At 60.5% G+C, this 14148-nt stretch carries 11 protein-coding genes; 3 read left to right on the forward strand and 8 right to left on the reverse strand.

Features of this window, described 5'->3' with window-relative positions; genetic code table 11:
- Positions 1-50: 50 nt before the first annotated feature.
- The 3 genes from HX873_RS13895 to HX873_RS13905 are packed head-to-tail and all read right to left on the reverse strand — an operon-like array spanning position 51 to position 2509.
- Positions 51-602 carry a GNAT family N-acetyltransferase gene (locus tag HX873_RS13895; protein WP_003214088.1) on the reverse strand — a complete coding sequence of 184 codons (552 nt, stop codon included), beginning with the start codon at positions 600-602 and terminating at the stop codon, positions 51-53.
- 4 nt (positions 603-606) lie between these two features.
- On the reverse strand, positions 607-1068 hold the full coding sequence (locus HX873_RS13900; RefSeq protein ID WP_003214086.1) for an LEA type 2 family protein: 462 nt from the start codon (positions 1066-1068) through the stop codon (positions 607-609).
- 13 nt (positions 1069-1081) lie between these two features.
- The gene (locus HX873_RS13905; RefSeq protein ID WP_003214084.1) at positions 1082-2509 is read right to left on the reverse strand and encodes a nucleobase:cation symporter-2 family protein; all 1428 of its coding nucleotides are present in this window, start codon (positions 2507-2509) and stop codon (positions 1082-1084) included.
- A 235-nt stretch (positions 2510-2744) separates the two neighbouring features.
- Here HX873_RS13905 and HX873_RS13910 point away from each other — a divergent pair, with 235 nt between their 5' ends.
- Entirely contained in the window at positions 2745-4370 is a 1626-nt protein-coding gene (locus HX873_RS13910) for a methyl-accepting chemotaxis protein (RefSeq protein ID WP_177122808.1), read from the forward strand.
- Between the two features lie 133 nt (positions 4371-4503).
- Here HX873_RS13910 and HX873_RS13915 read toward each other — a convergent pair whose 3' ends face one another.
- The 5 genes from HX873_RS13915 to HX873_RS13935 are packed head-to-tail and all read right to left on the reverse strand — an operon-like array spanning position 4504 to position 9635.
- The gene (locus HX873_RS13915) at positions 4504-5481 is read right to left on the reverse strand and encodes an NAD(P)-dependent oxidoreductase (protein ID WP_177122809.1); all 978 of its coding nucleotides are present in this window, start codon (positions 5479-5481) and stop codon (positions 4504-4506) included.
- Positions 5481-6776: an MFS transporter gene (locus HX873_RS13920; protein WP_003214078.1), complete on the reverse strand. Its 1296-nt coding sequence runs from the start codon at positions 6774-6776 to the stop codon at positions 5481-5483. Before HX873_RS13920 ends, HX873_RS13915 begins: the two co-directional genes overlap by 1 nt.
- Before the next feature lie 55 nt (positions 6777-6831).
- Positions 6832-7776, reverse strand: a complete 945-nt coding sequence (locus HX873_RS13925; protein WP_003214077.1) for a sugar kinase — start codon at positions 7774-7776, stop codon at positions 6832-6834.
- Entirely contained in the window at positions 7769-8551 is a 783-nt protein-coding gene (locus tag HX873_RS13930) for a sugar phosphate isomerase/epimerase (RefSeq protein ID WP_177009633.1), read from the reverse strand. Before HX873_RS13930 ends, HX873_RS13925 begins: the two co-directional genes overlap by 8 nt.
- Positions 8544-9635, reverse strand: coding sequence for a LacI family DNA-binding transcriptional regulator (locus HX873_RS13935; protein WP_371318396.1), 1092 nt, complete (start codon positions 9633-9635; stop codon positions 8544-8546). The genes HX873_RS13930 and HX873_RS13935 overlap by 8 nt, the downstream gene beginning before the upstream one ends.
- Positions 9636-9911: 276 nt before the next feature.
- On the opposite strand from HX873_RS13935, the gene HX873_RS13940 reads away from it, so the two are divergent.
- On the forward strand, positions 9912-11900 hold the full coding sequence (locus tag HX873_RS13940) for a hypothetical protein (protein WP_177122810.1): 1989 nt from the start codon (positions 9912-9914) through the stop codon (positions 11898-11900).
- 144 nt (positions 11901-12044) lie between these two features.
- Positions 12045-14075, forward strand: coding sequence for a hypothetical protein (locus tag HX873_RS13945; RefSeq protein ID WP_177122811.1), 2031 nt, complete (start codon positions 12045-12047; stop codon positions 14073-14075).
- The last annotated feature ends 73 nt before the right edge of the window (positions 14076-14148 follow it).

Raw genomic sequence — 14148 nt, forward strand, 5'->3', positions numbered from 1 at the left:
AACACATATCAGCCGTTACCCAAATAACGGATATACACCCAAAACCCACCTCAGCCCCGCCGACTCCCCAGCCATTCCTCCCGGGTAATCTCCCAGATATCCTTGGGCAAACTCCCCGCGACAAACTGCCCTTCATCCGTCCTGACCAACCGCATCCCCGTCCGCTCGGAAATCCTGCGAGACGCCACGTTCGGCGCCGCCTTGGGCACGCGCATCACAGGCCGCTCCAGCACCTCAAACCAATACTCAGTCACCGCCGCACTGGCCTCGGCCATCAACCCCTGGCCCTGCCACTGCGGCGCCAGCCAAAAGCCGCGGTTGTTGTCCACCTCATCCATCAGGCTGACATTACCAATCAACACCCCAGGCGCGCTTTTCAGGCGGATCGACCAATGCCACTCCTCACCCCGGGCCATCGCCGGCAATGCAACATGCTCCAGATAGCTGCGCGCACCATCCGCCGGGTACGGCCAGGGCACCAGGGCATTCAGGTAACGCACCACTTCCCAGTGCGGAAATTGCTGCTGGACACCCTCGGCATCCTCCAGCGTCAACGGCCGCAGGATCAGCCGTTCGGTATACAGCGTAGGTTGCGCATCCATGTCGTTACCAAGTGGCAGTGTTGGGAAAGTCCAGGGTCCCGCGATCCACAAAGCGCATGGTGCCGAACAGGCCACCTGCGAGTTTCCCGCGCAACACGTACGGCAGGTTATTCAAACTCTGGGTCTGGCTCAAGCCAAGGGTCTGGCGCAACACGGAAAACGCCGAAACGCTCACCGGCACCGTCAGCACCGTCTCCGAAAAGCGTGGGATCGAGCCACCCTGGTCACTCACCCCGGACGCCAGCGGCCGGCCATTGACCTCCAGGTCCAGGGCCACGCCGCTGTAGTCGATCGCGGTTTCATTCGGATTTTGTATCCGCAGCTTCACCGCGAAACGCACTTCCAGGTCCTGGCTCTGCAGCGGCTCGATGCCCACCACGTTGATGTTCACCGGGTCGCGGTTGGGGAACAGCGCGCACGCGCTCAGGGTGAGTAGCAGCAGTGACAAAACCATGAGCTTGCGCATAAAACGGGTTCTCCTATTTCGTGACGTCCGGGTCCTGCATCACTTTGAGGGTGGAGGCTTCCGGATCAAATTCATCTTCTTCCAGTTCTATGAACTCCTCAGGCAGGAAGATGTTCAGCACGATAGCGCAGAACGCCCCCACGGTGATCGGCGACTCGAAGATGTTGTGCAGTGCCTTGGGCAGCTCGCGCAGTACTTCCGGCACCGCCGCCACACCCAGGCCCATGCCCAGGGAGATCGCCACGATCAGCACATTGCGCCGGTGCAGCCCGGCTTCGGCGAGGATCTTGATCCCGGCCACGGCCACGGTGCCGAACATGATCAGCGTGGCGCCACCGAGTACCGGCTTGGGCATCAGTTGCAACACCGCGCCGATCATCGGGAACAGCCCCAGCAGCACCAGCAGCCCGGCAATGAAGTACGCCACATAACGGCTGGCCACGCCGGTCAACTGGATCACCCCGTTGTTCTGGGCGAAGGTCACCATCGGCAAGCTGTTGAAGGTGGCCGCCATCACCGAGTTGAGGCCGTCGGCCAGCAGGCCGGACTTGATGCGCTTGATGTACAGCGGGCCCTTGACCGGCTGTTGCGAGATCATCGAGTTGGCGGTCAGGTCACCGGCGGCTTCCAGGGGCGAAATCAGGAAGATCACCGCCACCGGGATAAACGCCACCCAGTCGAACGAAAAACCGTACTTGAACGGCACCGGTACGCTGATCAGCGGCAACTGGGGCAGGGCGCCCAGGTCGACGCGGCCCATCCACCAGGCCACCACAAAACCCAGGGTCAGGCCGATCACGATCGAACCCAGGCGCAGGAACGCGTTGTTGAAGCGGTTGAGCACCACGATGGTCAGCAACACCAGGGCCGCCAGGCCCATGTTGCCGGCGGCGCCCAGGTCGCTGGCGCCATAACCGCCGGCCATGTCGGTGACGGCCACCTTGATCAGCGACAAACCCATCAAGGTAATGATGGTGCCGGTGACCACCGGGGTGATCAGCTTGCGCAGCTTGCCGATGAACTGGCTGAGCACCACTTCGATAAACGCCGCGAAGAAGCAGATGCCGAAGATCGTCGACAGGATCTCATCGGTGCCGCCGCCCCGGGCCTTGACCATGAAGCCGGCACTGAGGATCACGCTGATAAACGAAAAACTGGTGCCTTGCAGGCACAGCAGGCCCGAACCCACCGGGCCGAACTTGCGGGCCTGCACAAAGGTGCCGAGCCCGGACACAAACAACGCCATGCTGACCAGGTACGGCACTTCGCTTTCCAGGCCCAGCACGCCGCCGACGATCAGCGTCGGGGTGATGATCCCGACAAAGCTGGCCAGCACGTGCTGCAGGGCGGCAAATATCGCCGCGCTGAAGTGCGGACGGTCGTCGAGGCCGTAGATCAGATCGGATTTATAACGGGGGCGAGGGGTTTGAGTGTCAGACAAAATACGGGCCCGGGTAGGAAAAAGGAGGCGCAGGATGCCAGAAAGTGCCAGTTGTCAGAAGTGTGAAAAAATATTTCGAAACATCCCCCATTAAATCCTCAAGCCGGCCGATACCGTTTATAGGCCCACATACCTATTACAACAGTGGCGCCAGCCGGTCAGAGCGGCGCGTTGACGCCCACTGACCGTGTCGCGGCAGGGATGCTCGCAGCCACTACTTCTAAGAGCGCCCCCTATGTCCCTTCGTAACCTGAATATCGCACCTCGAGCTTTTCTCGGTTTCGCCTTCATCGCGTTGCTTGTCGTTATTCTTGGGGGGTTTGCGGCGAACCGCATGACCCTGATTCGTCAGGCATCGGTCGACATGGGCTCCAACCAACTGCCCAGCGTCGGGTATCTGGCGACCATGACCGAAAACGTCCTGCGCCTGCGGATTCTCTCTTTTCGTGTGCTGGTAAACCGTGAGCCGGCGGCTCTGGATGAGGCTCAAACCCGCATGGGTGTGCTGGTGGACAAGGTCAAGACGGCACAGGCCGCTTATGCAGGCATGCCAGCCGGGAACGAAGAAGCGGCGCTGTACAAAACGTTCTCCCTCACGCTCGACAATTATCTGAAGGCCCAGGCCGAGATGGTTGCCCTTTCACAGCAGAACAAGGTCGAAGAGATGCGTGCCTTGATCAATAGCCGTATCAAGGACGGCACCGACCAGATGGGCGAGCAGTTGAATAAACTGATCGCCATCAACGCTGCTGACGCGAAGCAGGCCGACACCGAGGCCGGGCAAAGTTATCAGGATGCAATCACTGGCATCATCGCAGTCTCCGTGATTGCTGCGTTGATGACCGTACTGCTGGCCTGGCTGCTGACGCGCAGTATCGTGACGCCCTTGCGCAAAGCGCTGGAGGTTGCTGAAACCATCGCTGGCGGTAACCTGAGCAAAGCGATCGAAGACGACGGCAAGGACGAACCGGCCCGCCTGATCGGCGCCTTGGCCGCGATGCAGAACAACCTGCGCCAGACCATCCAGCACATCGCCGGCTCAGCCACGCAGTTGGCCTCCGCCGCTGAAGAGCTCAGCGCCGTCACCGAAGAAGCCTCCAAAGGCCTGCAACAGCAAAACAACGAAATCGACCAGGCCGCCACCGCGGTCAACGAAATGACGGCCGCCGTGGAAGAAGTGGCGCGCAACGCGGTGTCCACCTCCGAGGCGTCCAGCCAGTCCAACCAGGCTGCGCGGGAAGGGCGCGACCGAGTGGTGGAAACCGTCGGCGCGATCCAGACCATGACCCAGGACGTGCAAAACACCTCGGTGCTGATCGAAGGCCTGGCCACCCAGGGCCGTGATATTGGCAAGGTACTGGATGTGATTCGCGCGATTGCCGAGCAGACCAACCTGCTGGCCCTCAACGCGGCGATTGAAGCGGCGCGTGCCGGTGAAGCCGGGCGTGGTTTTGCGGTGGTGGCGGACGAAGTGCGGGCCCTGGCCCATCGCACGGCGCAGTCGACCCAGGAAATCGAGAAAATGGTCGCCGGCATCCAGAGCGGTACGGGTGAGGCGGTGCAGTCCATGCAGCAGAGCAACCAGCGCACCCAAAGCACCCTGGAAATGGCGCGGGCTGCCGGTGTGGCCCTGGAGCAGATCACCCAGTCCATCAGTCTGATCAACGAGCGCAACCTGGTGATCGCCAGTGCGTCGGAAGAACAGGCTCAGGTGTCCCGCGAAGTGGATCGCAACCTGGTGAACATCCGCGACCTGGCGACGCAGTCGGCGGCGGGTGCCAACCAGACCTCAGCCGCCAGTCACGAACTGTCGCGCCTGGCAGTGGATTTGAACGGGATGGTGGCGCGCTTCGTCATCTGACCTGAAATACGATCAAAAATGTGGGAGCGGGCTTGCTCGCGAAAGCGGTGTGTCAGTTGATGCATTCGGTGGCTGACACACCGCCTTCGCGAGCAAGCCCGCTCCCACATTGGCTTCTGTGGTGCTTCAGGAATCAGTGTTTCCAGGCGGCTGGGTTCACCAGGTTCTTCGGCTTTTCACCGGCCAGCGCCGCCAGCAGATTGTCCACCGCACACTTGGCCATCGCCTCCCGCGTCTCATGAGTCGCTGAACCGATATGCGGCGTCGCCACCACATTGTTCAAACGCAACAACGGCGAGTCATGCTGCAGTGGCTCGCGCACAAACACATCCAGCCCCGCCGCACGAATCGTGCGCTGTTGCAACGCCTCAATCAGCGCCGGCTCGTCCACCACCTTGCCTCGGGAGATGTTGATAAAGATCGTCTCCGGGCCCATCAACGCGAACTCTTCAGCGCCAATCAAACCTTCGGTTTCAGCCGTCAGCGGCAAGGTCAGGCACACAAAGTCGGCTTCCCGGAGCAGGTCCGGCAGGCTGCGGTATTGCGCGTCAAAACGTTGCTCCACTGCAGGTTTTGGCGAGTGGCTGTGGTAGATCACCGGCATGCCGAACCCGAAGTGCCCACGCTGGGCCAAGGCTTCGCCAATTCGGCCCATGCCGATAATGCCAAGCGTCTTGCCGTGTACATCGCTGCCGAAATGCAGCGGGCCGATGTTCTGGTTCCAGTTGCCGGCGCGCACCATATTGGCCAGCTCCACCACTCGCCGGGCGGTCGCCAGGATCAGGGCGAAGCCGGTATCCGCGGTGGTTTCGGTCAGTACGTCGGGGGTATTGCTGAGCAGGATGCCGCGCTCGGTCAGGTAGTCGATGTCGTAGTTGTCGACACCGACCGACACGCTGGCCACGGCCTCAAGGTTTGGCGCCAGATCCAGCAGTTTGGCATCCAGGCGCAGGCTGGCACCGAGCAAGCCCTGAGCGGTCGGCAAGGCTTCACGCAGTTTGGCCAGGCCGCTTTCATCCAGCGATTCAATAAGCGTGACCTGGGCCTGTTCATGCAGGCGGGCCATCAGCGGTGCTGAGAGTTTCTTGTAGAGCACGACAGACTTTTTCATCAGGTCTTTACCTTCAATTCAAGGGATTGCAGCGGGGCGCGTTCGCGGTCACTGGCGCCGGGCTTGAGAAAGATCGTCAACACCACCGACACCAGCAACGCACCGCTCATCAGCAGGTACGAAGCGCCGGGGGAACCGGTGCTGCTGTTGAGGTAGCCCACCAGGTACGAACCGCCGAACGAACCGAGGGCGCCCATGCTGTTGATCAGCGCCATGGCGCCGCCGGCGACGTTGGCCGGAAGGATTTCCGGGACGATCGCAAAAAACGGCCCGTAAGGCGCATACATACAGGCCCCGGCGATCACCAGCAGGGTGTACGACCACCAGAAGTGTTCGGCGCCGAGCACGTAGGACGCATAAAACGCGATGGAGGCGATCAGCAACGGTGGCCACACAAAACGTTTACGTTTTTGCAGTTTGTCCGAGCCCCAGGACACCGCCAGCATGCCGATCACCGCCGCCAGGTACGGCAGCGCCGACAGCCAGCCGGCCTCGACCATGTCCATTTTCAGGCCGGCCTTGAGAATCGACGGCAGCCACAGCACGAAGCCATACACGCCAATGCTCCAGCAGAAAAACTGCAGCGCCAGGATGATCACCTTGGGTGAGCGAAAGGCCTCGGCGTAGTTCTTTACCGCCTTGATGCCCACTTGTTCTTCGGCGAGGGCGGTTTCCAGGTCTTTTTTATGCTGGGCGCTCAGCCATTTGGCGTCTGCGGGTTTTTCATCCGCCAGCTTCCACCAGATAAACGCCCACAGCACCGCCGGCAAACCTTCGATGATAAACATCCAGCGCCAGCTGAAATGCTGCACCAGGTAGCCCGAGACCACCGACATCCACATCATGGTCACCGGGTTGCCGAGGATCAGGAAGGTGTTGGCCCGCGAGCGTTCCGCGCGGGTGAACCAGTGGCACAGGTACACCAGCATCGCCGGCATCACGGCGGCTTCGACCACCCCGAGCATGAAGCGGATCACGATCAGCATGTAGGCGTTGGACACCATGCCGGTCAGGGTGGCCAGGCCGCCCCACAGGATCAGGCTGACGAAAATCAGCTTCTTCACGCTGCGTTTCTGCGCGTAGATCGCACCGGGCACCTGGAAGAAAAAGTAGCCAAGGAAGAACAGCGCGCCGAGCAATGACGACATGCCCGGGGTGATCATCAGGTCTTCGGCCATCCCGGAGGCGGCGGCAAAGCCGTAGTTGGCGCGGTCCAGGTACGCCAGGCTGTAGGTGATAAACACGATGGGCATGATGTACCACCAACGGCGGGTGGCGAGTTTCAACGGTTCCATAAGGTTGCTCCTGAGCTTGTTGTAGTTGTGGCAACAGGTAACTCGGTGATGCTGATTAACCGGCTTTCTGGGTGTGGGGCAGATCGGTCCTGAACGGCAAGCCTTCCATGTCGCCACGGCTCTGCACCGCGCGGCTGCCGATCCAGTTGCCGCGCTGCACGGCTTCGCTGAAGCTCAGGTTTTCCAGGAGCGCGCTGATCATGCCCACGGCAAACCCATCGCCGGCGCCGACCGTGTCGACCACCTTGGCCACTGGCACGGCGGCGACAAACCCCTGGTCCAGCTGGGTGCGGTAATACGCGCCGTGGGGCCCGAGCTTGATGGCCACGGCTTCCACGCCCTGGTCCAGGTAAAACGCGGCGATGTCGGCCGGGTCTTCAAAACCGGTGAGCAAGCGGCCTTCGCCCAAGCCCGGCAACACCCAGTCAGCCAGGCAGGCGAGGGCGTTGATTTCGCTGATCATGCGTTGCTCGTTCGCCCACAGGGACGGGCGCAGGTTCGGGTCGAAGGACACGCTGCGCCCGGCCTCGCGCATTTGCGTCATCAACTGGCGCGACAGGTCGCGGGTGGCGTCCGACAGCGCCGGCGGAATGCCGGTGGCGTGCAGGTGCCGGGCTTGCAACAGCTCAGGCTTGATCGCCTCGACCGACAGATGGCTGGCGGCCGAGCCACGGCGGAAGTACTCCACCTGCGGATCATCGCCGGCTTCCTCGCGGGACTTGAGTTGAAAACCCGTGGGGTGCAGCGGGTCCACCGCCACATGGGTGCAGTCCAGGCCTTCGTTCTGCAAGGTGTCCACCACGAAGCGCCCGAGGGAATCGGCACCCACGCGGCTCAGCCATGCGACGTTGAAGCCCAGGCGTGACAGGCCGATGGCGACGTTGCTGTCGGCGCCGGCAATACGCTTGTGAAACTGGGCAACCTGGGCCAGGTCGCCGGTCTGTTCGGCGACAAACATCGCCATGGTTTCACCAAACGACAGGATATCGATCTCAGACATGTGCGTTCTCCACGCGGGGCTGGCCGAGGACGGCGAGGGTGGCGACCTGCTGGGCGGTGACCGGCACCAGGTCATTGCCTTGCAGCGGAAATTCCACGGCCCGGGTAATACCTTGAGTCATGTGCTTGAGCAGTTGTTCCCACAGATGCAGGTCGGCGGCGCCCGGCGGCAAAGCCACCAGCTTGCCGTCGGCGCGGCGGGCCACGGCCTTGCAGTGCAGGTAATCCACGTGGCGGCCCAGCAGGCGTGCAGCGGTGGTCGCCGACTGGTCCTGCCATTGCCAGTTACCGATATCGAAGGTCATTTTCACCGGCACCGCCAACCGCTCGATTTCGTTGAAAAAGCGCTGCATCGGCTCGATGCGCCCGCCGTGCAGGGTCTGGTCGTTTTCCACCAGCAGCTTGACCGGATGCCGGTTGAGCAGGGCGCTCAAGCTGTCGAGGTCGTTGGTGTCGGTGAAATAGCCCAGGGAGACTTTCAGCCAGCGGGCGCCGAATGCCTGGGCGCGGTCGAGGGTGACGGCCAGTTCGGCATTGGGCTGTGAGCGACCGGCCACCCAGAGTTCCAGGGGCGATGAGAACACGCACTCCAGGCCTTGATCGGCTGCAGCTTGCGCCAGCTCATGGGGTTGTTCGGTGGTCAGCAGCTCTTCGCGCCATTCGATGCGTTGCGCGCCGGCGGCAGCCAGCACCTCGACGAAACTCAACTGGCCTTGCTGGCGGACCAGGTCGGCGCCGTAACTGGAAAGGCTGATGGAGACGGGGTATTTATGCATTGTTGTGGACCTCTGAAACCGGTTTCATTTTTATTCGCAAAATAAACGTGTGGGAGCTGGCTTGCCNNCCCACAAGGGATTGGGTCGAGCCCCGGATAATCAGTTGTGGCAAGAAGTCCAGGGTGCGTGGGGGCTGGCTATCGCCGCGCAAGCGCTTGAGTAAACAGTCAAACGCACTGGCGCCGATGGCCTCGGTGGGCTGGGCGAGGGCGGTGATGCCGTTGCCCACCAGCGGGTACCAGTCGAGGTCATCCAGGGCGATCAGGCCCACGTCATCAAACAGGTCGCAGCCTAGATTTTTCAACGCACGGGTACACGCCAGTGCCGCGATTCCGTTGGCGCAGAACAACGCCTTGGGGCCGGATTTGCCTAGAAACTTTTGCAGACGCTGTTCCAGTTCGCCGTCCAACTCGAGTACGGCGCCGGTCAACGTCGGACGGTTGGTCATCTCCGCCTTGAAACTGTCTAGGCGCTCAAGCCGCGAGCTGGTGCCGTCGGTGGCTTCAGTCACCAACAGCAGGTCGCGATAGCCTTGTTGTTCCAGATGCTCCACGGCCATGCGCACCGCCACCGGGTTGTCCAGCCCTACCAGGTCGCTGTGCAGCGGTTCGACCTTGCGGTCCACCAGCACCAGGGGCATTTCCCGTTGCAGTTCCAGCAATTGGTCCAGGTGATGGCCGAGGGTATTCACGATCAGCCCTTCGATGTTGTAGGCACGCAGGGCCGACAGGTGCTGGCGCTCCTGCTCGTCATCGCGGTCGGTGTTGCACACCACCAGGCTGTAGCCGTGCTGGCGGCAGGCGGTTTCCACGCCATGCATCACGGCAATCGAATAGGGGTTGCGGATATCGGCTACCAGCATGCCGATCAGGCGGGTGCGCCCGCGTTTCAGGCCGCGGGCCATCTGGTTGGGGCGATAGCCCAGCTCATCGATGGCCTGCTCGATGCGCAGGGCGATGGCATCGGAGAGCAGGGCACGGTCGTCGCCGATAAAGCGCGACACGCTGGCCTTGGATACACCGGCGCGCTCGGCGACGTCCAGCATGGTCACGCGGCTGCGTTGGGCGGCGGAAAAAGTAGTCACGGCGGCGGCCTTTCTTATTGGATTTATCTGGGTTCCAAGGCGAAACCAATTGCTGAAACCGGTTTCAGGAAACACCAAGTAGGAAATTTCGTCAAGCGCTGCTCAGTAACCGCCCTGGCAGCAAGGCCGAGCAAAAAGCGACGAATGGAGGGGGCTACCTGTTAATTCTGACAGTATCCGGCCGGAGGAATCGGGCGCTTAATTCTCTCAACGCCACTTGGTATACACACGCCGCCTGCCGGCAGGCCACTGTCCACCGTGTTGAGGATTAAACCCATGTCTGACGTCTCTGAATCCACTTACCTGATCAAACCCTTGGGCGCGGACGACGGGGGCACTGTGTTGCTGGACCCGATGGACATACCCGGCGTCGACAGTGGTGACCCCCGGGGCCTGATCCCGCGCTCGCGCCTGCAGGGCCCGCTGCAGGTCAACATCCCGATGTGGAACCCGCGCCCCGAGGCGCTGGATGAGCCGCACACCGTGCGCCTCCGCTGGGTGTGGGCGGGTGTCGATGAGGAGGTTGATTCGCGGCAGGTGTTTGGCCCGCCACCCCCTTTGCCAGCGGTGATCTCACTGGAGGTGCCCCTGTCACGATTGACTGATGAGGGCTCCGGCACCGCGCAACTCTACTACACGGTTCAGGACTCCTTTGGCGGCGTCAGTGTGTTGAATCCCAGGAGAACACTCACCATCGATCTGGATTCGCCTGAGTTACTGAACCCTCTGGATACTGTGGATTTTGTAGTTGCCCCGACCCCGAACGTCGATGAGCAATACCTGCTCGATAACGTGCCGGTGGCGTTCAATATTCCGTTCTACACCGTGCGCGCGGACAGGGACCGGATTGAATTCTACCTGTCCAACCGGGATAACCCGCCGCTAAGCGCGGCGGACGCCGAGTACGTGATCGCGTTAGCCTCAGACCCGCTGGTTGCTTACGTGGACCCCGATATTTTTCGCAGGTTGAACAACGGTGACGCTTATATTTTCTACCGCATTTTTGACGAGGCAGGCAATTTCAGCAGCCAGAGTGCCGGACTGCTGTTTCAGCTGGCACTGACGCCGTTGCCGAGCAACTTGCCGCGTCCGCAAATTCGGCCACCGGCATACGACGACGGCCTGATCAAGCGCGATGATGCACGTCGTGGCGTGTTCATGCGCATTGACCCCGCCTACGACGATTGGGCGCCGGGGGACCAGGTAATCGCCTATTGGAATGCCCGTCCGACAGTCCCGCAGCCGGTACTGAGCTTTCCTTGTGATGTGGAAATTCCATGGCTGACCCTCAGGGGGCCTGCGCCTGTACTGGTTCCCGAAGCGGCGGTGGTGCGCTACGAAATCATTCGCGGAGCCCTGCCTCCATTTCGTTCCTTATCGGAACGGTTCAATGTCGACCTGACGATTGCCGGCCAGGACCATCCCAATGCGCCCGCATTGCTTAACCCGACCCTGGCCAGCGTCACGGTGATAGGGCGCGGCTCCAAGACTCCCAATCAGCTCAATCATCTGGATCGTGGGCTGGCTGCCCAGGCATATGTTCCTTTGTTTGCAGATCCGGTTGCGGGTCAATTGCTCAGTCTGTTCTGGAACGGTGTTGGCCCGGTGGCCAGCCATCCCGTGCAGTTGGGGGAGGTAGGAGGGCAGTTGGTGTGGTTTACCGATATTCCCTGGAATCTGATCGAGGGGACGGTCAATCCACGTCTGCCGGTCCATTACCTCACCAGTAATGGGGTCAACGAACAACAGTCGCCGCCAACTTTTGTGAATGTCGATGTGACGGCGCTGATTGATTTTACTCCTCCGCAAGTTCAGCACACCCTCACTAGCGAGTATGTGACCTGTTGTTCTTCGCCTTCGCCTTTATATGGCGTGCATTGGTTGATTCCGGGCAATATCGGCCTGCAACTTAACGACGAGGTGCGTTTTCACTGGCAAGGCTATGCGCGTAATAACTGGGTTGATCCTATTGCTGGCACTGAATACGAAGAAACCATCCAAGTGCTGCAACCCCATATTGATAACGGTATTAAAGTTGTGGTGGAACCGTTCGACCGGACCTTGGAGCCTATGCGCGAATACGGTTCAGCTGTCGCCAGTTTCGAAGTGTGGCGCAACCTGGGCAAGGTGGGTGACTCCCGGCCAGACGTCAAGGGGAGCGGACATATCCGTGTCGACCTGACCTTTCCAACGGGTGGGTTTTGTAAACCCGGGGATGTCATTAGTTGCACCAGTGATGGAAAGGCAACGTTGGTCAAAGATTAAAGGACTGGGTGTATTTGTTGTTGTGCAGGGAATAGTCGGCGTGTGATAGGCGTGCAAGCGCTTTGTCTCGCGACGCGAACGGCTACGTCAATGGTAGGGAAGTGTGGGTGAGATGTAATTCGTCTTAATATCTGGAGACACGTAATGAAAAAGGACACGCTCGACTTTATCCGTAACTATGCAAAGAATCGAAGTGCCAATACGACTGGCGCCTTGCCTGATGGTATTCTTGAAGGTGAGGTGCCTGGCTACCCTGGATTGCTTTCACGGGAGTACAACCTGCGTGAGAATTTGAATTTCTCTATTCCACTATGGCCTGACGCCGATACCCATCCGATTTTTGACGATCTTGTCAGTGTTTGGTGGAAAAATTTCGATGACACCGAGTGGGGCGAGCCCATTTATAGGTTCACCGTTGCTGCCCCAGGGCCTGAGACAGTGGTGAACATTGCTCAAGGTCGGCGGCCCGCGGGGCGGTACCAAATCAAGTACGAAATTTACGTACGTGGCGTTGACAACCGTTCCCAATCAGATCCGCAGACCATTGTCGTTGACCTGACACCACCGTATGCCATTTCCCCCGATGCACCGCCGGCGCCGATTCCGCCTGCCGACCTGCCGACACCTGCCGACCGCGACTACTTTGAAAGCAAGCCCAATGAGTCTGCAGTGTTTACGATCCCGGATTATGTGGCGCATGGTCGGGCAGACGGCGATTGGGCGTATCTTTACTATAATGGCTCCGATACGCCCTATGCACCCAACCCGCCCGATCCTTCGCCACGCTGGAATCTGCCTGCGGACCTGAGCTTTCCATTGCCATTATCCGTGGTTGACGCCAATCCGGATGGCCTGCGCAATTTGCGGTATGAGTTGTTCGACGCGGCAGGGAATTGGGCGCGGCTTTCGACTGCCTACGAGATGGACGTGGGCCTGTTTCCAGCGCCCGAGAACCTGCTGGCCCCCCTGGTTGACCGAACCTCACCCCCCGGCGATGTATTGATTGATCGGGCGGACGTTGCGCTGGACGGCGGCATGATCGTGCGTATTCCTGAATATACGAACTTTCTGCGCGGCGTCGATGGAGATGAATTCCTCGTCACATTGAGGACAAGCATCACCACCGTTCCCTTGGACGCCCAGCCACTGGGCAACAGCCGTTTCCCGGCGGAGGTTTACGTTCCGTACAGGGTGCTGGAAATCCTGTATGGGGCCACTCGAGGGCTATTGCCGTTGACGGTTTCCTATGTGGTGCGGCGGCGGTCTGTCAACAACCCGGCGACACCGACCACCACCGTCAACCTGGACCTGTTTGTTGTCGGCCCCACTCCCATTGGCCCGGACCCGATCAACGATGACCTGCTGCCCGTAGTCGTGAACGGGGTGGACGCAACCGGTACCGAGGGCCCCGACGACGAACTGGAGCGCGACCACGCCAACCGGCCTGCAATTGCTCGGGTAACGTTATGGAGTACGGCACCCACACCGGATGCCAGCGACTTTACGATCCGCCTTTACTATTCGGGCGAACTCGTTGCTACCCAACCGGTGACCGGCGCCTCGGCTGGCCAGGTGATTCCGCTCTCAATCCCGTGGAGCTTCATTGAGCGTCATGGCAATGGCCGCAAGACGGTGTTCTACACCATTGCCCAAGGGGCCAGCACCAACCGCCAGTTTTCCCCTGACACGACGGTGACGGTGAATGCCAACTTCAAAGAGCTTGCCCCGCCGGTGGTACGACATCTGTCGGACGGAGGGGCGATCAACTGCACTACGTTCAGGCCTGAAAATCCTCCCGGAAACGTTGTGGTGTTTATCCCGCCTTCGGAGCACTTTGAACTGAGGATGGTGGTTACGCTGCACTGGCAGGGCTACAGCGACAATGCAGGAATGGTAGCGGTCCCGGCAGCAGTGGGTCGTGTGGACTCCATACCGCTCACGCAAGCCATGATCAATTCTGGGTTCGAGTTGCTCCTGGGGCCCTATGAGACCATCTACAAACCCATCCAGCCCAACTCGGGTGCAAGGCTGGCCGGCTCCGCGCGGATCTGGTACACCATCAACCTGCCTGAAGGACCATTACCTTCCGATGAAGCGCATCCTCTTGTTCGCGGGGTTCGGATAGGTGGAACGAATGGCTTTTTCTGCGACGGTACTGCCGTCCCGCTTCCTTGATTCTTGTTTGAGCCCTAATGCCAAAGAGGAGCCTTGCTCCTCTTTGGCATTATTGCCGTTGGGTCGACTACAA

Source organism: Pseudomonas sp. P7758 (genome assembly GCF_013386485.1).
Taxonomy (GTDB): Bacteria; Pseudomonadota; Gammaproteobacteria; order Pseudomonadales; family Pseudomonadaceae; genus Aquipseudomonas.